Annotated in this window: 19 protein-coding genes, 1 pseudogene and 1 riboswitch; of the genes and pseudogenes, 11 read left to right on the forward strand and 9 right to left on the reverse strand. The window is 72.9% G+C overall.

Annotated elements, in window-relative coordinates:
- Window positions 1-29: 29 nt before the first annotated feature.
- Window positions 30-1157 (reverse strand): alpha/beta hydrolase, encoded by a 1128-nt coding sequence (locus JAO84_RS07720; protein WP_370411589.1) that lies wholly within the window; start codon window positions 1155-1157, stop codon window positions 30-32.
- A 371-nt stretch (window positions 1158-1528) separates the two neighbouring features.
- On the opposite strand from JAO84_RS07720, the gene JAO84_RS07725 reads away from it, so the two are divergent.
- The 7 genes from JAO84_RS07725 to JAO84_RS07755 all read left to right on the forward strand — a co-directional run bounded on the left by JAO84_RS07725 (window position 1529) and on the right by JAO84_RS07755 (window position 10038).
- Window positions 1529-2815 carry an anion permease gene (locus JAO84_RS07725; RefSeq protein ID WP_370411591.1) on the forward strand — a complete coding sequence of 429 codons (1287 nt, stop codon included), beginning with the start codon at window positions 1529-1531 and terminating at the stop codon, window positions 2813-2815.
- A gap of 20 nt (window positions 2816-2835) precedes the next feature.
- Window positions 2836-3057, forward strand: coding sequence for a hypothetical protein (locus JAO84_RS07730; protein WP_370411593.1), 222 nt, complete (start codon window positions 2836-2838; stop codon window positions 3055-3057).
- A 135-nt stretch (window positions 3058-3192) separates the two neighbouring features.
- A riboswitch (cobalamin riboswitch) is annotated at window positions 3193-3328 on the forward strand.
- 33 nt (window positions 3329-3361) lie between these two features.
- On the forward strand, window positions 3362-4336 hold the full coding sequence (locus tag JAO84_RS07735; RefSeq protein WP_370411595.1) for a cobalamin biosynthesis protein: 975 nt from the start codon (window positions 3362-3364) through the stop codon (window positions 4334-4336).
- Window positions 4333-5841 carry a cobyric acid synthase gene (locus JAO84_RS07740; RefSeq protein WP_370411597.1) on the forward strand — a complete coding sequence of 503 codons (1509 nt, stop codon included), beginning with the start codon at window positions 4333-4335 and terminating at the stop codon, window positions 5839-5841. Before JAO84_RS07735 ends, JAO84_RS07740 begins: the two co-directional genes overlap by 4 nt.
- Window positions 5842-6013: 172 nt before the next feature.
- Window positions 6014-8062 carry a putative cobaltochelatase gene (locus tag JAO84_RS07745; RefSeq protein WP_370411599.1) on the forward strand — a complete coding sequence of 683 codons (2049 nt, stop codon included), beginning with the start codon at window positions 6014-6016 and terminating at the stop codon, window positions 8060-8062.
- Window positions 8063-8671 carry a cob(I)yrinic acid a,c-diamide adenosyltransferase gene (gene cobO, locus JAO84_RS07750; RefSeq protein WP_265866045.1) on the forward strand — a complete coding sequence of 203 codons (609 nt, stop codon included), beginning with the start codon at window positions 8063-8065 and terminating at the stop codon, window positions 8669-8671.
- Complete coding sequence (locus JAO84_RS07755) at window positions 8665-10038, forward strand: cobyrinate a,c-diamide synthase (protein ID WP_370411601.1); 1374 nt, start codon at window positions 8665-8667, stop codon at window positions 10036-10038. Before cobO ends, JAO84_RS07755 begins: the two co-directional genes overlap by 7 nt.
- A 2-nt stretch (window positions 10039-10040) precedes the next feature.
- Here JAO84_RS07755 and JAO84_RS07760 read toward each other — a convergent pair whose 3' ends face one another.
- Window positions 10041-10796: a ZIP family metal transporter gene (locus tag JAO84_RS07760; protein WP_370411603.1), complete on the reverse strand. Its 756-nt coding sequence runs from the start codon at window positions 10794-10796 to the stop codon at window positions 10041-10043.
- A gap of 6 nt (window positions 10797-10802) precedes the next feature.
- Here JAO84_RS07760 and cobC point away from each other — a divergent pair, with 6 nt between their 5' ends.
- Window positions 10803-12470: an Rv2231c family pyridoxal phosphate-dependent protein CobC gene (gene cobC / locus JAO84_RS07765; RefSeq protein ID WP_370411605.1), complete on the forward strand. Its 1668-nt coding sequence runs from the start codon at window positions 10803-10805 to the stop codon at window positions 12468-12470.
- A gap of 69 nt (window positions 12471-12539) precedes the next feature.
- On the opposite strand, the gene JAO84_RS07770 is transcribed toward cobC, so the two are convergent.
- Window positions 12540-13541: an SCO1860 family LAETG-anchored protein gene (locus JAO84_RS07770; protein WP_370411607.1), complete on the reverse strand. Its 1002-nt coding sequence runs from the start codon at window positions 13539-13541 to the stop codon at window positions 12540-12542.
- 412 nt (window positions 13542-13953) lie between these two features.
- Here JAO84_RS07770 and JAO84_RS07775 point away from each other — a divergent pair, with 412 nt between their 5' ends.
- Window positions 13954-16548, forward strand: a complete 2595-nt coding sequence (locus JAO84_RS07775; protein WP_370411609.1) for a penicillin acylase family protein — start codon at window positions 13954-13956, stop codon at window positions 16546-16548.
- Entirely contained in the window at window positions 16535-17101 is a 567-nt protein-coding gene (locus JAO84_RS07780) for a GNAT family N-acetyltransferase (protein ID WP_370411612.1), read from the forward strand. The genes JAO84_RS07775 and JAO84_RS07780 overlap by 14 nt, the downstream gene beginning before the upstream one ends.
- Window positions 17102-17132: 31 nt before the next feature.
- Here the strand turns inward: JAO84_RS07780 and JAO84_RS07785 are convergent, their stop codons facing one another.
- Window positions 17133-18224, reverse strand: a complete 1092-nt coding sequence (locus tag JAO84_RS07785; protein WP_370411614.1) for an amidohydrolase family protein — start codon at window positions 18222-18224, stop codon at window positions 17133-17135.
- A gap of 149 nt (window positions 18225-18373) precedes the next feature.
- Between JAO84_RS07785 and JAO84_RS07790 the strand changes: the two are divergent.
- Window positions 18374-18988: pseudogene (locus JAO84_RS07790) on the forward strand (aminotransferase class V-fold PLP-dependent enzyme); the annotation flags it as partial.
- Window positions 18989-19279: 291 nt separating this feature from the next.
- Here the strand turns inward: JAO84_RS07790 and JAO84_RS07795 are convergent.
- The 5 genes from JAO84_RS07795 to JAO84_RS07815 all read right to left on the reverse strand — a co-directional run bounded on the left by JAO84_RS07795 (window position 19280) and on the right by JAO84_RS07815 (window position 23204).
- Window positions 19280-19492 carry a DUF397 domain-containing protein gene (locus JAO84_RS07795; RefSeq protein ID WP_370411616.1) on the reverse strand — a complete coding sequence of 71 codons (213 nt, stop codon included), beginning with the start codon at window positions 19490-19492 and terminating at the stop codon, window positions 19280-19282.
- Window positions 19493-19852: 360 nt separating this feature from the next.
- Window positions 19853-20242, reverse strand: coding sequence for a hypothetical protein (locus JAO84_RS07800; RefSeq protein ID WP_370411618.1), 390 nt, complete (start codon window positions 20240-20242; stop codon window positions 19853-19855).
- A gap of 122 nt (window positions 20243-20364) precedes the next feature.
- On the reverse strand, window positions 20365-21609 hold the full coding sequence (locus JAO84_RS07805; RefSeq protein ID WP_370411620.1) for a helix-turn-helix domain-containing protein: 1245 nt from the start codon (window positions 21607-21609) through the stop codon (window positions 20365-20367).
- Between the two features lie 141 nt (window positions 21610-21750).
- A complete protein-coding gene (locus JAO84_RS07810) occupies window positions 21751-22677 on the reverse strand; it encodes a major capsid protein (protein ID WP_370411622.1) in 927 nt (308 codons plus the stop codon).
- A 29-nt stretch (window positions 22678-22706) separates the two neighbouring features.
- A complete protein-coding gene (locus tag JAO84_RS07815; protein ID WP_370411624.1) occupies window positions 22707-23204 on the reverse strand; it encodes a phage terminase small subunit P27 family in 498 nt (165 codons plus the stop codon).
- Window positions 23205-23223: the final 19 nt, after the last annotated feature.

The raw sequence follows: 23223 nt of genomic DNA on the forward strand, positions 1-23223 counted from the left end.
GGTGTCCAGAGGGGCGTCCGGAGGGGTGTCTAGACGAGCGGGGTCACGAACCGCCGTACCGCCTCCTCGTAGCGGACCGGGTCGGCGTTCCACATGGCCGCGTGCGGGGCGCGCGTGACCGGGGTGAGGGTGACCAGGTCGGGGCGGAGCTCGGCGAGGCGGCGGGAGTGCTCCCAGGGGGCGATGGTGTCGTCGGGGCCGTGGAAGAGGAGGACCGGGACGCGCAGCGCGGCCGGGTCGGCGGCCTCCTGGATGCGGTCGCCGTGCAGTCCGGTGCGGCCCTGGGCGGCGCGGACGGCGAGCGGGAGCAGGACGGCGGGGATCCGGCGGGCGGCGGCGAGGTTGCGCAGGGTGGTCTCCCAGTCGAGGACCGGGGAGTCGAGGACCAGGCCGCGGATCCGGTCGCGCACCCCGGAGCCGGCGGCGGCGTGCAGGGCCATCGAGGCACCGGTGCCCCAGCCGTGCAGGACGACGCCGGTGGCGCCGCGCCGGACGGCGTAGCGGATGGCGGCGTCGACGTCGCGCCACTCGGAGTCGCCGAGGTGGGCGAGCCCGTCGGGGGCGGGCGGCGCGCCGGCGTCGCCGCGGTAGGCGGGGATCAGCACGGGCACCTGGCGCCGCTGCAGGAAGGGCACCAGGTTGAGCGGGTGCTCGCGGGTGGTGCCGAGGCCGTGCAGGGCGATCACCCAGGTGCCGCGCGCGCCGGGCACGAGCCAGCCGGGCAGGTTGCCGAGCTCGCCGGGGATCTCGACCTCCTCGTACCGCAGGCCGAGCGCGGTCTCGGGGGTGCCGCAGTGCAGCTGCGGGGTGAGCCGGACCTTGGCGCCGGGGCCGAGGGTGCCGAGCTCGACCCGTTCGAGCCGCCGGACGACGGTGTCGGCGGTGTGCGGGACCCGGTCGAGGACCGGGCCGATCACCGCGTGCAGGCCGTCCGCCTCGATCCCGTAGGTGCCGGGCCGCAGGGAGGCCAGGGCGCGGGTGAGGGTGATCCGGCCGGGGCCGGTGGCATGCACGGTGAGCCGTGGATCGCCGGGGAAGGGGCGGCCCGAGGGCACCCCGAGGGCGGCGTCGCTGGCGTAGCGGCCGGCCGCCACCGCGGCCGCGCCGAGGACTGTCACTGTGGTGACGGCCGCTGCCGTCGCTGTAGCCGGGCGCACGCTCCCAGTGTCGGCAGCCTGCCCGCGCCCTGCCACCGGGCGGGCCCCTCGGTGGGTGCGGCGAAGCCGTGACGGCCCTCCTCCGAGTGACGTGGGTCTCGTCCGCCGGGTCCTCCGTGCGGCTGACGTGGTCCACGGGGCGATACGGAGCGGGAGGGGCGGACGCTACGCGCGTTGCGCGAGGCCCGGAAACGCCCGGATTACCCGGGGTCGCACCCTGACCGCATCGTGGACATCCGTACGAACACAAACGGAAGCGGAACCTCCGCCCTCCGGATAGGGACACCACTGCGCCCGACCCAGTTCACCTTCCGTTCACCCAGGTTGCGTACGTTCAAGCAGCCACTGACGTCAAACGATTGCCTGGGTAAATGGAACACATCACGCTGCTGCTCGCCATTGTGGTCGTGACAGCTCTCGTGTTCGATTTCACGAACGGTTTCCACGACACCGCCAACGCGATGGCGACGACCATCTCGACCGGTGCACTCAAGCCCAAGACGGCGGTGGCCATGTCCGCCGTGCTGAACCTGGTCGGCGCGTTCCTGTCGGTGGAGGTCGCCAAGACGATCTCCAAGGGGCTCGTCAACGAGGAGGGCATCCAGCCCGAAGTCATCCTCGCCGCGCTCGTCGGCGCGATCCTCTGGAATCTGGTGACCTGGCTGGTCGGACTGCCGTCCAGCTCCTCCCACGCCCTGATGGGCGGCCTCATCGGCGCGACCGTCGCCTCGATCGGCTTCAGCGGGGTCAACGGCGAGAGCGTCGTGACCAAGGTGCTCATCCCGGCGGTCGCCGCGCCGATCGTCGCCGGCCTGGCCGCGATGCTCGCCACCCGCCTGACGTACCGCCTGGACAAGAAGACCGACGCCAGGACGACCGAGAAGGGCTACCGGGCCGGCCAGATCGCCTCCGCCGGTCTCGTCTCCCTCGCCCACGGCACCAACGACGCCCAGAAGACGATGGGCATCATCACCCTGGCCCTGGTCGCCGGCGGCGTCCTCGCCCCCGGCTCCAACCCGCCGGTCTGGGTCATCGTCTCCGCCGGTACGGCCATCGCGCTCGGCACCTACCTCGGCGGCTGGCGCATCATCCGCACCATGGGCAAGGGCCTCACGGACCTCCAGCCGCAGCAGGGCTTCGCCGCCCAGACCAGCGCGGCCACCACCATCCTGGCCTCCGCCCACCTCGGCTTCTCGCTCTCCACCACCCACGTCGTCTCCGGCGGCGTGATGGGCGCCGGCCTGGGCCGCAAGGGCGGTGTCGTCCGCTGGTCGACCGCCACCCGGATGTTCGTCGCCTGGGGCCTGACCCTCCCGGCCGCCGGCCTGGTCGGCGCCGGTGCCGAGTTCGTCGCCAGCCAGGGCCAGTGGGGCGTGTACGTGGTCGCGGCCTTCCTGGTCGCCTCCTGCGTCGGCATCTGGCTGGTCTCGCGCCGCCAGGTGGTCGACCACACCAACGTCAACGACGTCGAGTCCGGTGCCGGCACCGACACCGCGGCCGAGCCCGCGGGCGTCGTCACCACCGCCATCGCCGCCGTCACCCCGCCGCCGGCCGCCGGCTCCGTCGCCGCCGTCGCGGACCCGGACCTGAAGACCACCATCCCCGCCCCCAACCCCGCGGACCCCGCCGCTCCCGCGGCCCCCGCCGCCGCGGTCTGAGGAAGAGGAACCGGAACAGCATGAAGATCGACTGGGCAGCCCTCGGCTCCGTCTTCGGAGTCAGCCTCGTGGCCACCGTGGCCCTCGTGGGCCTCTTCACCCTCGGCATCGTCGGCCTCGGCAAGCAGGAGCAGGCCGCGGCCCAGGGAGGCTCCGCCACCCTGGCCCGTACCGGCGCCTACGCCTGCTTCGCGCTCTGCGCGGCGGCCGTGGCGTACGGCATCTATCTGATCGTCGCCTGATCGTCGCCTGACGGAACGTTCACGGCAGTGGGGTCCGCACCTTCGGGTGGGGACCCCACTGCCGTGTTTGTGGTGCTTCGCACAGTGACCCGTCGCAGGTCAGTCCCTGGTCAGGGGTGAGTTGACGGGTGTTCGCGGGGCGTGGTGGACTGCCGGGGCCATTACGGCGGCAAGAAGAGGAAGTCCGGTGCGATTCCGGCGCGGTCCCGCCACTGTGACCGGCCCCCGAGGGGCCGGGAGTCAGGAACTCTCGCCGCCGGTCACGTCGATCCAGGGCGCGGACCCTGAGTGAGGACACAGCGTCATGCCCGGCCGCGGCTCCAGACCGTCCGCCCGCACGTCCCTCTTCGCGTACGGAGCGGCCGCCGGCCTCGCCGTCGACCTGCTCCTCGGCGATCCGCGCCGCGCCCATCCCGTCGCCGCTTTCGGCCGGGCCGCGAGCGCCGTCGAACGGCGCCTGTACCGCGACGACCGTGGCCGGGGCGCCCTGCACACGGCCGTCTGCGCGGGCGGCGCCGTCGCGCTCGGCGCCCTCGCCGCCCGTACGGTACGGGGCAGCCGCGCCGCCACCGCCGCCCTGACCGCCGCCTCCGTGTGGGCCGTCGTCGGCGGTACGACCCTGGGCCGGGAGGCCCGCGCGATCGGCGGGGCGCTCGCCGCCGGGGACCTGGAGGTCGCCCGGGAACGCATGCCGCACCTGGTCGGCCGCGACCCGCAGGCGCTCGACGGGCCCGCGATGGCCCGCGCGGTCGTCGAGTCCGTCGCCGAGAACACCTCCGACGCCGTCGTCGGCGCGCTGGTGTGGGGCGCGGTCGCCGGAGTACCCGGGCTGCTCGGCTTCCGCGCCGTGAACACCCTGGACGCCATGGTCGGCCACAAGTCGCCGCGCTACCGGCGCTACGGCTGGGCCTCGGCCCGCCTCGACGACCTGGCCGGCGCGCCCGGCGCCCGGCTCACCGCCGTCCTCGCGACCGTCGCCGGTGGCGACCCGCGGGGCGCCGTGCGCGCCTGGCGGGCGGACGCGGGCAAGCACCCGAGCCCCAACGCGGGGCCGGTGGAGGCGGCGTTCGCGGGGGCGCTCGGGGTACGACTCGGGGGCACCCTCTCGTACGGCGGACGGGTCGAGCACCGGCCCGTCCTCAACGGCGAGGGGCGGCCCGTCGAGGTCGCCGACATCGAGCGGGCCGTCCGGCTCTCCCGCCGGGTGACCTGGCTGACCCTGGCCGTCTGTGTGGGCGGCCGCATGATCGCGAGCGCGCTGAAGCGGAGGAACGCATGAGGGGTGGGGGGCTGCTCGTCGCCGGGACCACGTCCGACGCGGGCAAGAGCGTCGTGACGGCCGGCATCTGCCGGTGGCTGGTCCGGCAGGGCGTCAAGGTGGCGCCGTTCAAGGGGCAGAACATGTCCCTCAACTCCTTCGTGACGCGGGAGGGGGCGGAGATCGGCCGCGCGCAGGCCATGCAGGCGCAGGCCGCGCGCGTGGAGCCGACCGCGCTGATGAACCCGGTGCTGCTCAAGCCCGGCAGCGACCGGTCCAGCCAGGTCGTCCTGATGGGCAGGCCGGTCGGGGAGCTGAGCGCCCGCGGCTACCACGGGGGGCGGCAGAAGGAGCTGTTCGAGCCGGTCCTCGCCTGCCTGGAGGAGCTGCGCGCCACGCACGACGCGGTGATCTGCGAGGGCGCGGGCAGCCCCGCCGAGATCAATCTGCGGCGCACCGACATCGTCAACATGGGCATCGCGCGGGCCGCGCGGCTGCCGGTGGTCGTGGTCGGCGACATCGACCGGGGCGGGGTCTTCGCCCAGTTCTTCGGCACGACGGCGCTGCTCGCGCCCGAGGACCAGGAGCTGATCGCCGGCTATCTGGTGAACAAGTTCCGCGGCGACGTGACGCTGCTCGAACCGGGGCTCGACATGCTGCTGGGCCTCACCGGGCGCCCGACGCTCGGTGTCCTGCCGTACGCGCACGGCCTCGGCATCGACGAGGAGGACGGCCTGCGGGTCTCGCTGCGCGGCGCGGTGCGCGAGTCGGTCGTGGCGCCGCCGGTCGGCGCGGACGTGCTGCGGGTCGCCGTCTGCGCCGTACCGCTGATGTCCAACTTCACGGACGTGGACGCACTGGCCGCCGAACCGGGTGTCGTGGTCCGCTTCGTGGACCGCCCGGAGGAGCTCGCCGACGCGGACCTGGTCGTGGTGCCGGGCACGCGCGGCACCGTCAAGGCGCTCGCCTGGCTGCGCGAGCGCGGCCTCGCCGACGCGCTCGTCCGGCGGGCCGCCGAGGGCCGCCCGATCCTCGGCATCTGCGGCGGCTTCCAGGCGCTCGGCGAGCACATCGACGACGAGGTCGAGTCCCGCGCGGGCGCGGTGGCGGGCCTGGGGCTGCTTCCCGTACGGGTCCGGTTCGCGCCCGAGAAGACGCTGGCCCGGCCGGTCGGCGAGGCGCTCGGCGAGCGGGTCGAGGGGTACGAGATCCACCACGGCGTGGCCGAGGTGCTCGGCGGGGAGGCGTTCCTGGACGGCTGCCGGGTCGGCGCCGTCTGGGGCACCCACTGGCACGGCTCCCTGGAGAGCGACGGCTTCCGCCGCGCCTTCCTGCGCGAGGTGGCCGCCGCGGCCGGGCGGGCCTTCGTACCCGCGCCCGACACCAGCTTCGGCGCCCTGCGCGAGGAACAGCTCGACCGCCTCGGCGACCTGATCGAGGAACACGCCGACACGGACGCGCTGCTGCGGCTGATCGAGAAGGGCGCGCCGGTGGGGCTGCCGTTCGTACCGCCGGGTGCGCCGTGAGTATGCCGGGCGGGATTATCCCCGCGTGTGCGGGGAGCAGCGGAGCAGCCCGATCAAGTGCTCGTGAAGCAGCGGGCCATCCCCGCGGTGGCAAGGAGGGCCTCATGTTGTCGCAGACCCACCACGGAAACGTCCGAGCCGTACGAATGCCACTCGAAGGAGTGACCACCCGATGAACACCCGCTATCCGTTCACCGCCGTCGTCGGCATGGACGACCTGCGGCTCGCGCTGCTGCTGAACGCGGTGTCTCCGTCCGTGGGCGGTGTGCTGGTCCGGGGCGAGAAGGGGACCGCGAAGTCGACCGCCGTCCGCGCGCTCGCTGAACTGCTGCCGACGGTGCCGGTGGTCGCGGGCTGCCGGTTCAGCTGTGATCCGGCGGCGCCCGATCCGGGGTGCCCGGACGGGCCGCACGCCGAGGGGGCGTACGAGGCGCGGCCGGCGCGGATGGTCGAGCTGCCCGTCGGCGCCTCCGAGGACCGGCTCGTCGGCTCGCTCGACATCGAGAGGGCGCTCGCCGAGGGCGTGAAAGCCTTCGAGCCGGGGCTTCTCGCCGATGCGCACCGGGGCATCCTCTATGTCGACGAGGTCAATCTGCTCAGCGACCACCTGGTGGACCATCTGCTCGACGCGGCCGCCATGGGCTCCTCGTACGTCGAGCGTGAAGGCGTCTCCGTACGGCATGCCGCCCGCTTCCTGCTCGTCGGGACGATGAACCCCGAGGAGGGCGAGCTGCGGCCGCAGCTGCTCGACCGGTTCGGTCTTACCGTGGAGGTGGCCGCCTCCCGGGAGCCGGAGCAGCGGGTCGAGGTGGTGCGGCGCCGGCTGGCGTTCGAGGACGATCCGGCGGCGTTCGCCGCGCGCTGGGCGGGTGAGGAGCGGGCGCTGCGCGAACGGATCGTCGCCGCCCGGGAGTTGCTGCCGAAGGTGGCGCTCGGGGACGCGGTGCTGCTGCAGATCGCGGCGACCTGCGCCGCGTTCGAGGTGGACGGCATGCGCGCCGACATCGTGATGGCACGGACGGCGACCGCGCTCGCCGCCTGGGCGGGGCGGACGGAGGTCACCTCCGAGGACGTACGGCAGGCGGCCCTGCTCGCGCTCCCCCACCGGCGCCGGCGCAATCCCTTCGACGCTCCGGGTCTGGACGAGGACAAGCTCGACGAGACCCTGGAGCAGTTCAAGGGCGAGGACGAGCCCGACGACGACCCGGAGCCGGACGGCCCGGGCGACGGCGGGCCCGGCGGGGGCGGTCCGGATGACGGCGGTGGGATTCCGCCACAGAGCGAGGGACCCGACAGTCCCGCGCCGGAGTCCGCCGAGGCGCCCGAGAGCGCCCCCGCACCGCAGAGCGGCGGCGGCGCCGGCGAGCGGGCCGCCGTCAAGGCCGGTGAGCCCTTCCGTACGAAGATGCTGAGCGTGCCCGGGCTCGGCGAGGGCGCCGCCGGGCGCCGCTCCCGGGCCCGTACGGAGCACGGGCGGACGACCGGCGCGACCCGCCCCCGGGGCGCGCTGACCAAGCTGCATCTGGCGGCGACCGTGCAGGCCGCCGCCCCGCACCAGCAGGCGCGCGGGCGCAGCGGCCGGGGTCTGGTGGTGCGGCGGGACGATCTGCGGCAGGCGACCCGCGAGGGGCGGGAGGGCAATCTGGTCCTGTTCGTCGTGGACGCGTCCGGGTCGATGGCGGCGCGGCAGCGGATGGGCGCCGTGAAGGGCGCGGTGCTTTCGCTGCTGCTCGACGCGTACCAGCGGCGTGACAAGGTCGGTCTGGTCACCTTCCGGGGCCGGACCGCGGATCTCGCCCTGCCGCCGACCTCGTCCGTGGACGCCGCCGCCGCGCGGCTCGAACAGCTCCCGACGGGCGGCCGCACCCCGCTGTCGGCCGGGCTGCTCAAGGCGCACGACGTGCTGCGCGTGGAGCGGCTTCGCGATCCCTCGCGGCGCCCGCTGCTCGTCGTGGTGACCGACGGCCGGGCGACCGGCGGCGGCGCGGACCCGGTGGCGCTCGCCGCGCGGGCGGCGCGGCTGCACGCCGCCGACGGCACGGCCGCGGTGGTCGTGGACTGCGAGACGGGACCGGTGCGGCTCGGCCTCGCCGGGAACCTCGCGCGTGAACTCGGCGGCACCGCCGTCACCCTGGACGAACTGCGCGCCGACTCGATCGCCGGCCTCGTCAGGGACGTACAGGGACAGAACAACCACTCTGCGACCAGGAGGGCCGCGTAAATGCCCAAGGGACAGCCGACCGTCGTTCCGGACGACGGTCTCACCACCCGTCAGCGCCGCAACCGCGCCCTGGTGATGGTGCACACGGGCGTCGGCAAGGGGAAGTCGACGGCCGCCTTCGGCATGGCGCTGCGCGCCTGGAACCAGGGCTGGCCGATCGGGGTGTTCCAGTTCGTGAAGTCCGCCAAGTGGCGGGTCGGCGAGGAGAACGCCCTGAAGGCGCTCGGCGAGACCGGCAAGGGCGGCACGGTCGTCTGGAACAAGATGGGCGAGGGCTGGTCCTGGATCCAGCGCGAGGTCGCCGAGGGCGAGCAGTCGCACGAGGACAAGGCGCGCGAGGGCTGGGAGCAGGTCAAGCGGGACCTGGCCGAGGAGAGGTACAAGTTCTACGTCCTCGACGAGTTCGCCTATCTGCTGCACTGGGGCTGGATCGACACGGCCGAGGTGGTGGAGGTGCTCGCGAACCGTCCCGGGCAGCAGCACGTCGTCATCACCGGCCGCAACGCGCCGCAGGAGCTGGTCGACTTCGCCGACCTGGTGACGGACATGTCGAAGGTGAAGCACCCGATGGACGCGGGTCAGAAGGGCCAGCGGGGCATCGAGTGGTAGCACGTCTCGTCATCGCCGCGCCGTCCTCGGGCGCGGGCAAGACCACGGTCGCGACCGGTCTGATGGCCGCGTTCGCCGGCCGTGGGCTCGCGGTCTCGCCGCACAAGGTGGGCCCGGACTACATCGACCCGGGCTACCACGCGCTCGCCACCGGCCGCCCGGGCCGCAACCTCGACGCGTTCATGTGCGGCACGGACCGGATCGCGCCGCTGTTCCTGCACGGGGCGCGGGGCTGCGACCTGGCGGTCGTCGAGGGCGTGATGGGCCTGTACGACGGGGCCGCGGGCCAGGGCGAACTGGCCTCCACCGCGCAGGTGGCGAAGCTGCTCAAGGCTCCGGTGGTGCTCGTCGTGGACGCCTCGTCGCAGTCGCGGTCGGTGGCCGCGCTGGTGCACGGCTTCGCGTCCTGGGACCCGGAGGTGCGGCTTGGCGGGGTGATCCTGAACAAGGTCGCCACCGACCGGCACGAGGCGCTGCTCCGGGAGGCCCTGGAGGAGTCCGGGGTGCCGGTGCTCGGCGTGCTGCGACGGGCGCCCGCCGTGGAGACGCCGTCGCGGCACCTGGGTCTGGTGCCGGTGGCGGAGCGGCAGGCCGCGGCGGTCGAGGCGGTGGCGGCGCAGGCGGAGCAGGTGCGGCAGGGCTGCGACCTGGAGGGCTTGCTGGCTCTGGCGCGGTCGGCGCCGGAGCTGCGCGACGAGCCGTGGTCGGCGGAGGGGTCCACCGAGATGGCGGGGCCTGCGCGGGCCGGCCGGCCGGTCGTCGCCGTCGCCGGCGGGGCTGCGTTCACCTTCTCGTACGCCGAGCACACCGAGCTGCTCACCGCAGCCGGCGCCGAGGTCGTCACCTTCGATCCGCTCCGGGACGAGGCCCTGCCCGAGGGGACCCGGGGGCTGGTCATAGGCGGCGGGTTCCCCGAGGTGTACGGGGAGGAGCTGTCCGCCAACGCGAAGCTGCGGGCGGCGGTGGCGGAGCTCGCCGCCTCGGGCGCGCCGATCGCGGCCGAGTGCGCCGGGCTGCTGTATCTGGCGCGCTCGCTCGACGGGCGCCCGATGTGCGGGGTGCTCGACGCGGACGCGCGGATGTCGCCGCGGCTCACGCTCGGCTACCGGGACGCGGTGGCCGTCGGCGACAGCGTGCTCGCGGCGGCCGGAACGCGGATGCGGGGGCACGAGTTCCACCGCACGGTGATCGAGCCGGGGGCCGGTGAGCAGCCGGCCTGGGGGCTGCGCCAGCCGGAGATGCGGGTGGAGGGCTTCGTACGGGGCGGGGTGCACGCCAGCTATGTGCACACGCACTGGGCCGGGGCCCCGCAGGCCGCCGCCCGGTTCGTGGCGCACTGCGCGGGCACCGGCGGTCAGACGGCGTGAGTTCAGCCGCCGGAGAGGCCCACCACGAGCCAGATGAAGGCCACGCCCGCGACCGTGCACAGCAGGGTGGTGCGGGCGGGGTGTTCGTGGTGGGCCTCGGGCAGGATCTCGGCGGCGGCGAGGTAGAGCAGGGCACCGCCGAAGAAGCCGAGATAGCTGCCCAGCAGTTCCTCCGGAAGGGTGAGGAGGGTGGCGAGGCCGGCGCCGGCGATCGGGGCGACCGCGTCGGCGACGAGCATGGCGACGGCCTTGCGCCGGTCGTTCCCGTACAGGCTGGTGAGCGTGTACGTGTTGAAGCCGTCGGCGAAGTCGTGGGTGATGACGGCGAGCGCCACGGTGGCGCCCATGCCGCCGCTGACCTGGAAGGCGGCGCCGAGCGCGATGCCGTCCATGAGGCTGTGCAGGACCATGGCGGCGGCCGCGACGAGTCCGACCTGCGGGGTCCGCTCCCCCGGCTTCCCGCCGTCCCCGCCCCCGTTCTCGGCGCCGTGGGAGGAGGCGCGGCGGGTGGCGAGGAGACGTTCCACCACGTGGGCGAAGAGGAAGCCGCCGACGAAGAGCAGCAGGGCCTGCGGGACGCCGAAGACGGCCTCCCCTGCGGCGTCCATGGCCTCGGGCAGCAGGTCGAGTCCGACGACGCCGAGCATCAGGCCGCCGGCGAGACCGAGGACGAGATGGCGGCGGTCGGTGACGCGTCCGGCGACCCAGCCGCCGAAGAGCGTCATCAGGAACGCGCCGAGCGCGACGACTACAGCCATGGGCCTTTGCTATCCGATGCGGCCTCTCCCGCGCACCTCGACGTGGTCGTCGACGTGATCGTGGGGGTGGGGGCGCGGTCCGGGGTCACGGTGGACGAGGTGCTCGGTCTCATCGGTGCGGCGCTGCGGGAGGCGGGGCTTACGGGCGCGGCGGTGACGGCGCTGGCGACGCTCGACGTACGGGCGGGCGAGCCGGGGATCGTCGGGGCGGCGGCGCGGCTCGGGGCCGGGACCAGGATGGAACCCGGGACCGGGTCCGGGGTCGGGGTCGGGGTGCCGGTGCGGGTGTTCGGGAGCGCGGAGCTGGCCGGGGTGGCCGTACCGCATCCCTCCGAGCGGCCGCTGGCCGCAACGGGCACGGCGTCGGTGGCGGAGGCGGCGGCGCTGCGGGCGGCGGGGCCGGGGGCGGTGCTTCTGGTGCCGAAGCGGAAAACCAGGCGTGTGACCTGCGCCATTGCCCGTTCCGTACCACTTCGTCCGAACGAAGTCTCCCCAGGCGCACGGTTGTTGCCCGATACTCACGGGTACATCGGTGGCGAGCCCCACACTCACCCCACCGGCACCACTCCCATCCCCACCCCCCACACGACGGCGGCCATGGACATCGACACTCCTGCGGGCACCTCCGCTGACGCTGACGCGCACGACCTCAGACACCACGGCGACGCCGAGGTCCGGGACGAGAAGCTGACCGACCTCGCGGTCAATGTGCGGACGAACACTCCGCCGGACTGGCTGCGGGAGCGGATCGCCGAGTCCCTGACCGGCCTGGCGGCCTATCCGGACGGGCGGGCGGCGCGGGCCGCGGTCGCCGACCGGCACGATCTGCCGGCCCGGCGGGTGCTGCTCACGGCGGGCGCGGCGGAGGCCTTCGTGCTGCTCGCGCGGGCGCTGCCGGCGCGGCGGGCGGTGGTGGTGCATCCGCAGTTCACCGAGCCGGAGGCGGCCCTGCGGGACGCCGGGCACGCGGTGGAGCGGGTACTGCTGCGCGAGGAGGACGGGTTCCGGTTCGATCCGGCGCAGGTGCCGGAGGACGCGGATCTGGTCGTCATCGGCAATCCGACCAATCCGACCTCCGTCCTGCACCCGGCGGCGACGATCGCGTCGCTCGCCCGGCCGGGGCGGTGGCTGGTGGTCGACGAGGCGTTCATGGACGCGGTGCCGGGCGAGCGGGAGTCGCTCGCCGCGCGGACGGACGTGCCGGGTCTGGTGGTGCTGCGGAGCCTGACGAAGACCTGGGGTCTCGCGGGGCTGCGGATCGGCTACGTACTGGCGGAGCCGGAGACGATCGCCGCGCTCGAACGCGTACAGCCGCTGTGGCCGGTGTCGACGCCGGCGCTGGTGGCGGCCGAGGCGTGCATGGCGCCGGTGGCGCTGATGGAGGCCGAGGACGCGGCGCTGCGGATCGGGGTGGAGCGGGCGCACCTGCTGGCCGGGCTCGCGGAGTTCGACGAGGTACGGGTGGTCGCGGCGGCGGAGGGCCCGTTCGTGCTCGTACGGATCGAGGGCGCGGACGCGGTGCGCGACCGGCTGCGGCTGCTCGGCTTCGCCGTGCGGCGCGGGGACACCTTCCCGGGGCTCGACCGGCACTGGCTGCGGATCGCGGTGCGGGACCGGGTGACGACGAACCGGTTCCTGCAGGCGCTCGACCAGGCGCTGTTGCTGCTGGGGTAGACATCGGAGAAGGGGGTGCCGGTGCGGCACCCCCTTCCGTCGCCCCCTGGTCGTTCCCCCTCGGGCCGGTCAGCCGCGCGCGCGGGCGCGGCCGCGGGCCAGGACCAGGGCGCCGCCGCCCACGCCGAGCAGCACGACCGCGCCGCCCGCGAGGTACGGGGTCATGGAGCTGCCGCCGGTCTCGGCGAGGTTCTGGGTCGGGGTGCTGCCGCCGTTCTGGGTGGTCACGCCGGTGTCGCGGCTGGGCTCGGTGGAGGGCTGGTCCGTGGGCTGCTGCGAGGGCTGCTCGCTCGGCTGCCGCGTCGGCTCCTTCGTCGGCTCGTCGCCGTGCGGGGTGGCGCAGGTGGCCTCGGCGAGGGTGACCTTGCCCTTGACCTCGGCGACGTTGAGGTTGAGCGGGTTGACCTCCACCGACAGTTCGAGGGCGGTGGCGGCGGCGGTGTTCGAGGTGGTGGAGGTACGGGAGAGGTCGAGGACGACCTCGCCGACGCCCGGCACCGTGACCTTGGTCTGGCCGCCGGTGGACAGGGTGGTCTTCTTGCCGAGCACGGTGACGTGGCCGAGCAGGTTGGACTCGGCGACCGGGCGCTTGCCGGCCTCGCAGACGGCCTTGGAGGTGACCTTCTCGACCTCGACCAGGGAGAGCAGCGGCAGGCCGGGGACGTGCAGCCGGGCCTTGGCGAGGTTGACGTAGCCCCTGGCGGTCTTTCCTTCGACGGTCGCCTCGGAGGTGGCGACGTCCGCCTTGAGCACGCTGACCGGCTTGCCGTTCTCCGCGCCCTCCACCTTGACGCTGAGCGCGGTCTTCTCGGCGCTGGCCGGGGCCTCGACCTCGTTGAGGGAGGCGCGCACGGGGACGCTCACCGCCTTGTTGAGCAGGTTGACGTCGAGGCTCGTGCGCAGGACGACGGCGGTGGCGTGGCCTTCGCCGCCGTGCGCGCCGTTTCCGCCGTTGCCGCCGGTGGCGTGGGCGGCGGGGGCCGCGAGAACCAGGGGTCCGACGGCGAGGGCGGCGACGGCGGTCGCGGCGGCGGTGCGGCGTGCGGGCAGGCGGAAGGTGTTGCTGTTCAAGACGGTGGAACCCCCACGGGAGACATGGCGTCGCCAGGCCGCTCGCCACGGGGACTGTGGGTCACTGCGGCGCCGGCGACTCGAGACACCGGAATCTTTACGCACTGTGGGTGAACTGACAGACACCTGGCGTGAGTTCACTCCAAAGGGTGGTTTCCGTGCCCATATTCGAATCTTTCGGCACAGGCGTTCTCGACAGTCCCGTCCGTTGCGGGGTGTGCGAGCGCGCGGGGGCGCGCTCGGGGGCGTTCGGGAAAGGTGAGAACGATGTGCGCCGGGCTGGCGTAACGGTTCGTCAACCTGTCGCCGCACCCACCCCCGCGATCGACCCCGGGGGGCTTCGTAGGTTAATTTAGGCCAGCCTAACCTAAGAACTAACCCAAGAGTCGTTGATCTGATCGGGGTCGCACGCGTGAGCATCGAGGTCTTCCGGGACGCCTGGGGCGTGCCGCATCTGCGGGCCGCCGACCCCCGGGAACTGGCCCGCGCCCAGGGCCTGGTGACCGCCCGGGACCGGGCCTGGCAGCTGGAGGTCGAGCGGCACCGGGCACAGGGCTCCAGCGCGGCGTTCCTGGGCGCGGCGGAGACCGGCTGGGACGTCTTCGTACGGCAGGCCCGGCTCGCCGACACCGCGCGCCGCTGCCACGACCGGCTGGACGCGGAGACCGCGGCCTGGGTGCGGGCGTACGTGGACGGGGTCAACGAGGGCCTCGCGGAGGGCGCCCGGCGAGCCCCCGAGTTCGCGGCGACCGGGCTGCGGCCGGGGCGCTGGGAGCCCTGGACGCCGCTGGCCGTCTGGCTCTCCACCCACATCCTCTTCGCCGGCTTCCCCACCAAGCTGTGGCGCGACCGGGTCGCGGCCCGGCTCGGCGAGGAGTGGACCGAGCTCTTCGCCGCCGACGGCCCGGGCACGGCCGGCTCCAACGGCTGGCTGCTCTCCGGCGCGCGGACGGCGAGCGGCGCCCCGCTCGTCGCCGGCGACCCGCACCGCTTCATCGAGGCGCCCGGCGTCTACCAGCAGATCCGCCTCTCCTGCCCCGACTACGACGTCCTCGGCCTCGCCGTCCCCGGCGTCCCCGGCCTCCCCCACTTCGGCCACGCCGGCCGCGTCGCCTGGGCCATCACCAACGCCATGGCCGACTACCAGGACCTCTACCGCGAACGTCTCCGCCGCCTCCCCGACGGCCGCATCGAGGCCCTCGGCCCGACCGGCTGGGAACCGGCCACCGCGCACACCGAGACGGTACGGGTACGGGGCGCCGACGCCCCGGTCCACGTCGAGGTCGTGGAGACGGCCCGCGGGCCGGTGATCATCGGCGCGGGTGGCGCGCAGGGCGCCTTCGGCGCCGGGGGCGGGGCGGGCGCGGCCGACGGGGCCGAGGCCGCGGGCGGGGGTGCGCGCCGCAAGGCGGGCACGGGCGACGGCGCGGGCGAAGCCACCGAGCCGGATGGCCCGGCAGGCGCCTTCGGCGCCGAGGGCCACGATGCGCCCCGCGAAGCCGCACGAACCCGGGCGGAGGACGGCGCCAGCGGTGCCGCCGAGCCGGACGGTACCGGGACGGACGCCACGGGAAGCGCCTTCGGCGCCAGGCGCGGGGCGGGGGCGGCTGACGGGGCCGGGGCCCACCAGGGCGCGGGCGGGGGTGCGCGCCGCGAGGCGGGCCTGGCCCGAGCGGACGGCGCCGAGCCGGACGGCACCCAGGCCGAGCACACGGCCGGCGCCTTCGGCGCCAGGCGCGGGAAGCAGGCGGGCGGGGCCACCGAGGTCGGGGCCCAGGCCGGCCGGGCCGGCACGGCCCCGGTGGACGGCGACGCCGAGCCGGACGGCGTCGGCCCTGTCGAGTGGGAGGCCATCAGTCTGCGACACCCGCCCCGGGTCACCGGGGAGTTGGGGTTTGCCGCGCTGCCGGCGCTGTTGCGGGCGCGGAGTGTCGGGGAGGTGGATCGGGCGCTCGGGGGGTGGGTGGAGCCGGTCAATGTCGTGCAGGCCGCCGATGTGGACGGGGGGCTGCTGCACCGGGTCGCCGGGCATGTCCCGGTGCGGGAACGGGCGAACGCGCTGCGGGTGGTGCCCGCGTGGGAGGCGCGGCATGGCTGGGCGGAGGCGCCCGCGCCGCTGCCGCGCGCCGAGGTCGGTGCCGAGGGGTACGCCGTGATGGCCAACGCGCGCGGGCTGGCCGCGCCGCTGGGCGTCGAGTTCGCGCCGCCGCACCGCGCCGAGCGGATAGGCGCGCTGCTGGCGGCCTCCGACACGTGGACCCCGGCCGCGACCGCCGCCGTGCACGCCGACACCGACAACCCGTCCGCGCGGCGGCTCCTGGAGCGGATCGGCGCCACCGACGAGGCGGCGCTCTCCTCCGCCGCCCGCCGGGTGCGGGCGACGCTGCTCGGCTGGGACCGGCGGATGGAAGCCGAAAGCACGGACGCCGGCCTCTACGCGGCGGTGCGCGGCGCGGTCGTGCGGCGCGTCACGGCCCACGACGCCTTCGCGGAGCTGCGCGAACCCGCCCCGTACCCCGAACTGTTCCAACCCTGGCTGGCGCTCGGCCCGCGGGTCGGGCTCGCCCTGGAGACCCTCCTGACCGGCGCCGGGCCGGTGCCGGACGCCGACCTGAAACGCATCGTGCGCGAGGCCCTGGAGGAGGTCGGCGCCGGGGACCCGCCGCCCGCGTGGGGCGTGACGCACCGGCTGGCGCCCTGGCAGGCGCTGCCGGACGAGGACGACGCGTCCTGGCCGGGCCTCGCCGGCGACCACGACTGCGTGCTCTCCACCTCCAGCGTGCCCGGGTACACCGACCGCAGCGCCCGGGCCTCCGCCGCCCGCTACGTCTGGGACCTGGCGGACCGCGAACGCAGCCGGTGGATCGTGCCGTTCGGCGCCTCCGGCGTGCCCGGCGACCCGCACCACCGCGACCAGCTCCCCCTGTGGCTACGCGGCGAACTCGCCCCCGTCACCACCGACTGGACCCACCTCGTGAAGGAAGACACAGACGATGAGCAGGACTGAGTACACACGGGACGTCGAGGGCTTCGGCACCGTCCGCGTCGACCGGATCGACCCCGACGCCGACGCCCCGCTGATCCACGCCTGGGTGAACGAGGAGCGGGCCCGCTTCTGGGGCATGAACGGCACCACCGTCGAGCAGGTCCGGGAGATCTACGCGCACCTCGACTCGCTCACCACCCACCACGGCTTCCTGGTGCGCCGCGACGACGTGCCGGTCGGGATCTTCCAGACGTACGACCCCGAGGCCGACCGGGTCTCCGAGTGCTACGAGGTCCGGCCGGGCGACATCGGCGTGCATCTCTTCCTCGCCCCCTCGGCCGCCGCGCCCGAGCGGGGCTTCACCGATGCGCTGCTCGTCGCCCTGCTCGACTTCGCGCTCACCGGCCGCAGCCGGATCGTGGGCGAGCCGGACGCCGCCAACGAGAAGGCGGTCGCCCGGCTGGTGCGGGCCGGTTTCGAGCTGGGCCCGGAGGTCGTGCTGCCCGAGGTGGACCTGCCGGAGGTGTTCATCCCGGAGAAGCGGGCGCGGCTCGCCTTCTACACCAAGGGCTGACCGGCCCCGGTCCCCGTCCCGGTGCCGGGCCTCAGCCGATCACCCGGCCGTCGACGATCACCCGCCGCGGGGCCGCGAGGACCCGGACGTCCGCGCGCGGGTCCTCGCCGTAGACGACGAGGTCGGCCGGGGCGCCCTCGGTCAGGCCGGGGCGGCCCAGCCAGTCGCGGGCCCGCCAGGCGGTCGCGGACAGCGCGTCCAGGGCGGGGATGCCGGCCCGGGTCAGCTCCTCGACCTCGGCGGCGACCAGGCCGTGCGGGAGCGAGCCGCCCGCGTCGGTGCCGACGAAGACCGGGATGCCCGCGTCCCAGGCGGCGCGCACCGTGTCGTACCGGCGCTCGTACAGCCGCCGCATGTGCGCCGACCAGCGCGGGAACTTCGCCTCGCCGCCGTCCGCGAGATGCGGGAAGGTCGCGATGTTGACCAGGGTGGGGACGATGGCGACGCCGCGCTCGGCGAAGAGCGGGATGGTGTCCTCGGTGAGGCCGGTGGCGTGCTCGACGCAGTCGATGCCCGCCTCGACCAGGTCGCGCAGCGAGTCCTCGGCGAAGCAGTGTGCGGTGACCCGGGCGCCGAGCCGGTGCGCCTCGGCGATGGCGGCCTCGACCTCGGCGCGCGGCCAGGACGGGGAGAGGTCGCCGAGGTCGCGGTCGATCCAGTCGCCGACCAGCTTGACCCAGCCGTCGCCGCGCCGGGCCTCCCGCCCGACGTACGCGACGAGCTCGTCGGGCTCGATCTCGTGGGCGTAGTTGCGGATGTAGCGGCGGGTGCGGGCGATGTGCCGGCCGGCCCTGATGATCTTCGGCAGGTCCTCGCGGTCGTCGATCCAGCGGGTGTCGGACGGCGAGCCCGCGTCGCGGATGAGCAGCGTGCCGGCGTCCCGGTCGGTGAGCGCCTGCTTCTCGGCGGTGGCCTCGTCGACCGGACCGTGCTTGTCGAGCCCGACGTGGCAGTGGGCGTCGACCAGGCCGGGCAGCGCCCAGCCCTCGACGGTCAGGGTCTCCGTCCGCCCGGCGGGCCGCTCGAAGGTGACCTTCCCGTCGACGCACCACAGTTCGTCGCGTACGTCCTCCGGGCCGACGAGCACCCGCCCCTTCACATGCAGCACCACGTCATCGCTCATACCCGCACTCTACGAGCCTCCCGGGGCGGGGTCCCTGGGTACCCTGACCCAGGACCTGCCCGTACGCATCCCGATCTACGTGTCCCCCACACGTATCCGAACACACGTATCCGAACACGATCCGAACCGAAGAAGGCACCACCGTGACCGTGACGCACCCGCTCCTCGACCTGGCTCCGCTGACCGCCGCCCACTTCGCGTCGATCGAGCGGCGGGTCGCCGCGCTGCTCTCCACCGAGCAGGACGTGGTGATCACCCAGGGCGAGGCGCTGCTGCCGCTGGAGGGCTGCATCCGCAGCGGCGCGCGGGCGGGTTCGACGGCGCTGAACATCGTCACCGGCCCGTACGGGCAGACCTTCGGCAACTGGCTGCGCGACTGCGGGACGACCGTGGTCGACCTGGAGGTGCCGTTCCACGCGGCGGTGACCGCCGAGCAGGTGGCGCGGGCGTTCGCGGAGCACCCGGAGATCGAGTTCGTGTCGCTGGTGCACGCGGAGGCGGCGACCGGGAACACCAACCCGGTCGCGGAGATCGGCGAGGTCGTGCGGGCGCACGGCGCGCTGTTCTACCTGGACGCGGTGGCCTCGATCGGCGCGGAGCCGGTGCTGCCGGACGCCTGGGGCGTCGACATGTGCATCATCGGCGCACAGAAGGCGATGGGCGGCCCGGCCGGGGTGTCGGCGGTGTCGGTGAGCGAGCGGGCCTGGGAGCGTTTCGCGGCCAACCCGGCGGCGCCGCGCCGCTCGTACCTCTCGCTCCTCGACAGGTACCCGCTCTAAGCACACACCTTAGCCAAGGGATGCGCCCCAGCACAGATGAACCCCGCCCATGCGCCACGGGGCACACGGACGGGGCGGTTGTGGAGCAGTCCCGCTCAGTGCTTGCGGGGCCGGGCCGGCTGACGGGTGGCAGCGCTCCGCCACGACCACAGCCCCCGGCAGACAGGCAGCGAGAGCCCGAAGAACGCCCCGCAACGGGCACACCACGGCAACCCGTTCTCGGGGTCGGTGGGGCACTCGGCGTCACAGCGGGGGCACTTTGGCACGGGACCTCTCTCAGGCGCTCAGGTCGTACTCTCCGGCCTTCACGGCGTCGGTGAGCGTGACCCAATCGGCGGCGGTCATGGTGACGATGGTGTCCGGCCGCTTGCTGTCGCGCAACGCGACGATGCCGGGAACGTTGGTCGCGACCTCGGGGCAGTTGTTCACCTTCGGGTCACGGCACGCGGCCGTCTTGACGAACTCGAACTCAGGCATGGCAGCGGACATGGAACGACTCCTCTCGGAGGACTGGCGGGGAATCGGTCCCCGCGCCGTCGTACGCCCCGCCCCGTGCGTACTGCATCGGCGGCAATACCGAAGGGACGGGGAACCATGCCCGGCCCCCGGCCGGACGGGACCACTGATGACAGGGCCTCACCGGGGGCCGGGAGTCTCAGACGCGTGTCACAGCGTCGGGCGGGACCAGCCACTCACGGCCCCCACCCTCGGGCCATACGAACGCCATGGGGGTTTTCCGGCGCTCACTGGGGAGCTTCGCCGGGTCCTCCCATTCGGGGTCCACATAGCGCAGGATGCCGACCCGTCCCGCGCTGTCCTGCACCCTCAGCCCGACGTCATGCCTGGTGATCATCCGAACGCCTCAGCGGGCAGCGTGGGGCCGTCCGCGCTCTCCTCATCGTCCGGTTCCGGGATGCGGGCTCCTCGGCTCTCCGCGACCCTGAGCGCGTCTCTCAGGCACTCGGACAGGCGCAGCCCCGTGAACCTCAGCTCGGAGTGAGGCGACTTGGGGTCAGTCAGGATCGCGTCCGCCGCTTCCAGGAGGGCTGCACCCATCCCGAGCTGAACGGCTTCCATCTCGTCAGCGAGACGGGACAGGACGCTGTTCGGTCCGCCGTCCGTGCTCAGAAAGCACGACTTGCCGTCCCTGGCCCATGGGAGCAACCGGGGCGGTAAGCCCGCCGACGCGTCGGCGAGGTCGCGCCGTCGCCCCCTGTCACCCTCGGTTCTGCGTGTCACGTCGGCCCCCTCGGTCCGCTCGGTTGATATGGGGACGGTACGAGCGGCGAGGGGCCCAATCCATGTGCGGCAAGGGGTAGTTCGGCAGACCAGTGCCCCGAAGTACCGCGTTCCGCAGTAGCTCAGCCGGCGACCCCGAGGTGTGCTGCCATGCTCCGCATCTCTTCGGTCAGCGTGCGCTTACGCGTCTTGAGGATGTCGGCCATGACGTAACGGGCCATGGGCTGATGAGTGATCCATCCCTCTGCGCGTTGCTTGATCTGCATCAACTCACCCATGGCATCCTGGTGTTCACCGGATGAGGCGTACGCCTTGGCCACGTCCAAGCGGTGACGGTTCCAGTTGTTCGACGTGACTTCGCCAAGATTGCGCAAACCGCGAGCGCTCACTGGTCCCTCATCAGCGCGCCGCAACACCCCGCGCGCGTCACCCATCAGCGACAGGTCTTCGATCGCCTTCATCTCGGCCGTTGCCGGACCGAACCCGCCCCAGTGGTCGGGGAACCCGTTGTCCTCACGCCCCATGGCGCTTGCTGCCGTCGCTGCCATCCGTCGGGCCTCAGCGGCGACGTCCGGGCGGTTGTTGCGCACGCTGGACGCAGCCACCCTGAGCCACAGCTCACCCCACACGGCCAGATGATCCGTGGACGCCGATGAAAGCCGCGGTTCGATTTCGGCGGCCGTCTGCGTGGCAAGTTGCTCGCACTCGTCAAAGCGGTCTTGCCGCAGCAGCAACCAGCACATGCCGACGACGCCGGTTGCCGCCGCAAGGGTTTGCCCGTTCTCCTTGCCAAGACGGATCGCCTCCGCCAGCGCGTAATAGGCCATGTCGTACTGCCGCACTTGCGTGAGGAACTGGCCTGTCATCAGCAGGACTTGGGAGCGAGCCGCCATCGCGTGTCGCTGCTCCTCACCCTCCAGGAGGTTCACAGCCGCCTCAGAGCTACGCAACAGCGGGGGCAGCATCTTCGCGACGGACGAATAGCGGTCCTGGTCATACAGTGCCCGAGCGTCCCGAACCTTCTGACGGGTTGCGTTCAGCCCCCCGGGTTCCACCGGGTCCGCTGTGAGAGGAGCGGCAAGCCCGATGGGCGGCATGAGCGCCCGCCGCAACTCAACGAGGTGACGCCGATTGGCGTCGTCCTGGGGGCCGACCACGGATCGCGGGGCCTCGGTGGCGAACAGCGCGGATGTGCTGACCCCCAACGCGCGGGCAAGAGCGTGCAGGGTCTCAACCCGTACGTCCCCACCCTGTTCGACCTTGCGAACGGTACTCAGCGAAAGGCCGGCTGCTTCGGCCAACCCTTCCTGGCTCAGTCCGGCCGTGCGCCGGTACTTCCGGATGTTGTCTGCCAACCCTGTGGACATCAGCGCTCACCTCACGACAAGCGTATGCCCGCGCGCTAGCCCGGCAACGCTGATCAGTCAAGCCCGAGCCCGGACGCACGGAAGCCCCGCACCCGCTACCCCAAGAGGGATGGCGAGTGCGGGGCTCATGTTGTGTGTGCGTCAGCCGTTCTTGACTCCGGTCATGCGGGCGGCAGCCTTGCCGCCGAACACGCCGATGCCGCAATAGAACTCGACACGGGTGCGGTATGCGGGCTTTGACTTCATCTGGCCAAGGTCGTCGGCCTGAACTCCGCCATTGGTGAGTCCGGTCACCGCCCGGTCTTCCTCGGTCTTGCCGAAGCGCACCGCGTACATCTCAGACCCGTTCACTGTCGGGGCAAGAATGTCCGCACCAGCGCGGTCCTGTCCGGCGTCCAAAATGGGAATCCCGTTCCATCGGGTGATTTCCTTACGGGTCAGGTCTTCCCGAATCTGTTCGACGCCGCCGACCCTGCGGGCAGCCGCGCGAATCTTCCCGATCACGAGAGAATTCGTATAGATGGCTCCATTGCTGCCGTCCAGACCGGGCACAGAGTCCACCAGCGCTTCCAGCTTGTCGAAGAATGCATGAGTGTCAGTCGTGCCGTTTCCGACAACCGGAATGTCAGCAGCGAGAACCTGTGAGCCGGCGAGCCGCTTTCGCAGACCATCGAAAGACTTCGGGTCCTTGGTCACGTCGCCATTGAAGAACGTGTCATCGAACGTGCGGGCGGCGGCCTTGACCTTTGCCCGCGTCTGCTGTGCCCGCACGTCTGCAATGTTCCTGGTGCGGGCAACGAACGCGTCCACGTCCGCGTCACCGCCGAGGATCACCAGCGTCTCGAAAAGCTGGTTCACAACGCCCGTGGACTCGCTGTACCCGCTGCCCACGGAACGGAACTCCACTCCGGGAAGTGCGGATTCCTCGTTGTAGGCGTATGCGTTCCCGTCGATGGGCATGAAAGGGATGCGGTCAAGAACGCTGGAGTTCTCCGCGAAGGTCTCGATTACTGCGCGCTGAAGCTGGGTGATGGAGAACTTGGCGGATTCGGTGAGAGTAAGTGTCATTTCTTTGTGCTCCTGATTGGCTGTGGTGGTCAGTCCCAGATTTCCGAGTCTTCATCCTCGCTATCTGGTGCCGTGATTGCCGTGCGGGCGCTTGGGGAGAGCCCGAGTTCCCGGATGTACCGGGCCAGTTGTGTGCGGTACTGGGCGGCAATCGTGGCCGCTCCGTTCTTCACGGTGCCGCGCTCCGCCGTGACCATGAGCCCGCGTTCCGACAGGTCCCGCTCGGCCTGGTCGATACGGGCCACGCAGACACAGAGGTCCTTCACCGTGGCGTGGTCTACTTCGCCGATCCCTGCGGCGACTTCCAAGACGGGGACCACTCGCCGCCATTCGGCCGCTGCCACTTCCCGGCAACGAACGTTTGCGTCATTGACAGCAGGATCGGGCGAGGACTTGAACACCTCAGCCCAGTTCGGCTCTGCAAGGATCGCGCGGGGTACTACAACACCCTCTTTGATCCTGGACTTTGACGGGTTTCCCTCACGCGCCCGCTGAATGGCGGGCTTGGGTCGATATCTATCGGCCATGAGCTCTCGATTCTGTTGC

The sequence above is a fragment of the Streptomyces fradiae genome, assembly GCF_041270065.1.
Classification (GTDB): domain Bacteria; phylum Actinomycetota; class Actinomycetes; order Streptomycetales; family Streptomycetaceae; genus Streptomyces.

What these genes read in the sequence shown, in the direction of transcription:
- JAO84_RS07725 (WP_370411591.1), top strand. Translation starts at nt 1,529, where the DNA reads ATGGAACACATCACGCTGCTGCTCGCCATTGTGGTCGTGACAGCTCTC.
- JAO84_RS07730 (WP_370411593.1), top strand. Translation starts at nt 2,836, where the DNA reads ATGAAGATCGACTGGGCAGCCCTCGGCTCCGTCTTCGGAGTCAGCCTC.
- JAO84_RS07735 (WP_370411595.1), top strand. Translation starts at nt 3,362, where the DNA reads ATGCCCGGCCGCGGCTCCAGACCGTCCGCCCGCACGTCCCTCTTCGCG.
- JAO84_RS07740 (WP_370411597.1), top strand. Translation starts at nt 4,333, where the DNA reads ATGAGGGGTGGGGGGCTGCTCGTCGCCGGGACCACGTCCGACGCGGGC.
- JAO84_RS07745 (WP_370411599.1), top strand. Translation starts at nt 6,014, where the DNA reads ATGAACACCCGCTATCCGTTCACCGCCGTCGTCGGCATGGACGACCTG.
- cobO (WP_265866045.1), top strand. Translation starts at nt 8,063, where the DNA reads ATGCCCAAGGGACAGCCGACCGTCGTTCCGGACGACGGTCTCACCACC.
- JAO84_RS07760 (WP_370411603.1), bottom strand. Translation starts at nt 10,796, where the DNA reads ATGGCTGTAGTCGTCGCGCTCGGCGCGTTCCTGATGACGCTCTTCGGC.
- JAO84_RS07780 (WP_370411612.1), top strand. Translation starts at nt 16,535, where the DNA reads ATGAGCAGGACTGAGTACACACGGGACGTCGAGGGCTTCGGCACCGTC.
- JAO84_RS07785 (WP_370411614.1), bottom strand. Translation starts at nt 18,224, where the DNA reads ATGAGCGATGACGTGGTGCTGCATGTGAAGGGGCGGGTGCTCGTCGGC.
- JAO84_RS07795 (WP_370411616.1), bottom strand. Translation starts at nt 19,492, where the DNA reads ATGTCCGCTGCCATGCCTGAGTTCGAGTTCGTCAAGACGGCCGCGTGC.
- JAO84_RS07805 (WP_370411620.1), bottom strand. Translation starts at nt 21,609, where the DNA reads ATGTCCACAGGGTTGGCAGACAACATCCGGAAGTACCGGCGCACGGCC.
- JAO84_RS07810 (WP_370411622.1), bottom strand. Translation starts at nt 22,677, where the DNA reads ATGACACTTACTCTCACCGAATCCGCCAAGTTCTCCATCACCCAGCTT.
- JAO84_RS07815 (WP_370411624.1), bottom strand. Translation starts at nt 23,204, where the DNA reads ATGGCCGATAGATATCGACCCAAGCCCGCCATTCAGCGGGCGCGTGAG.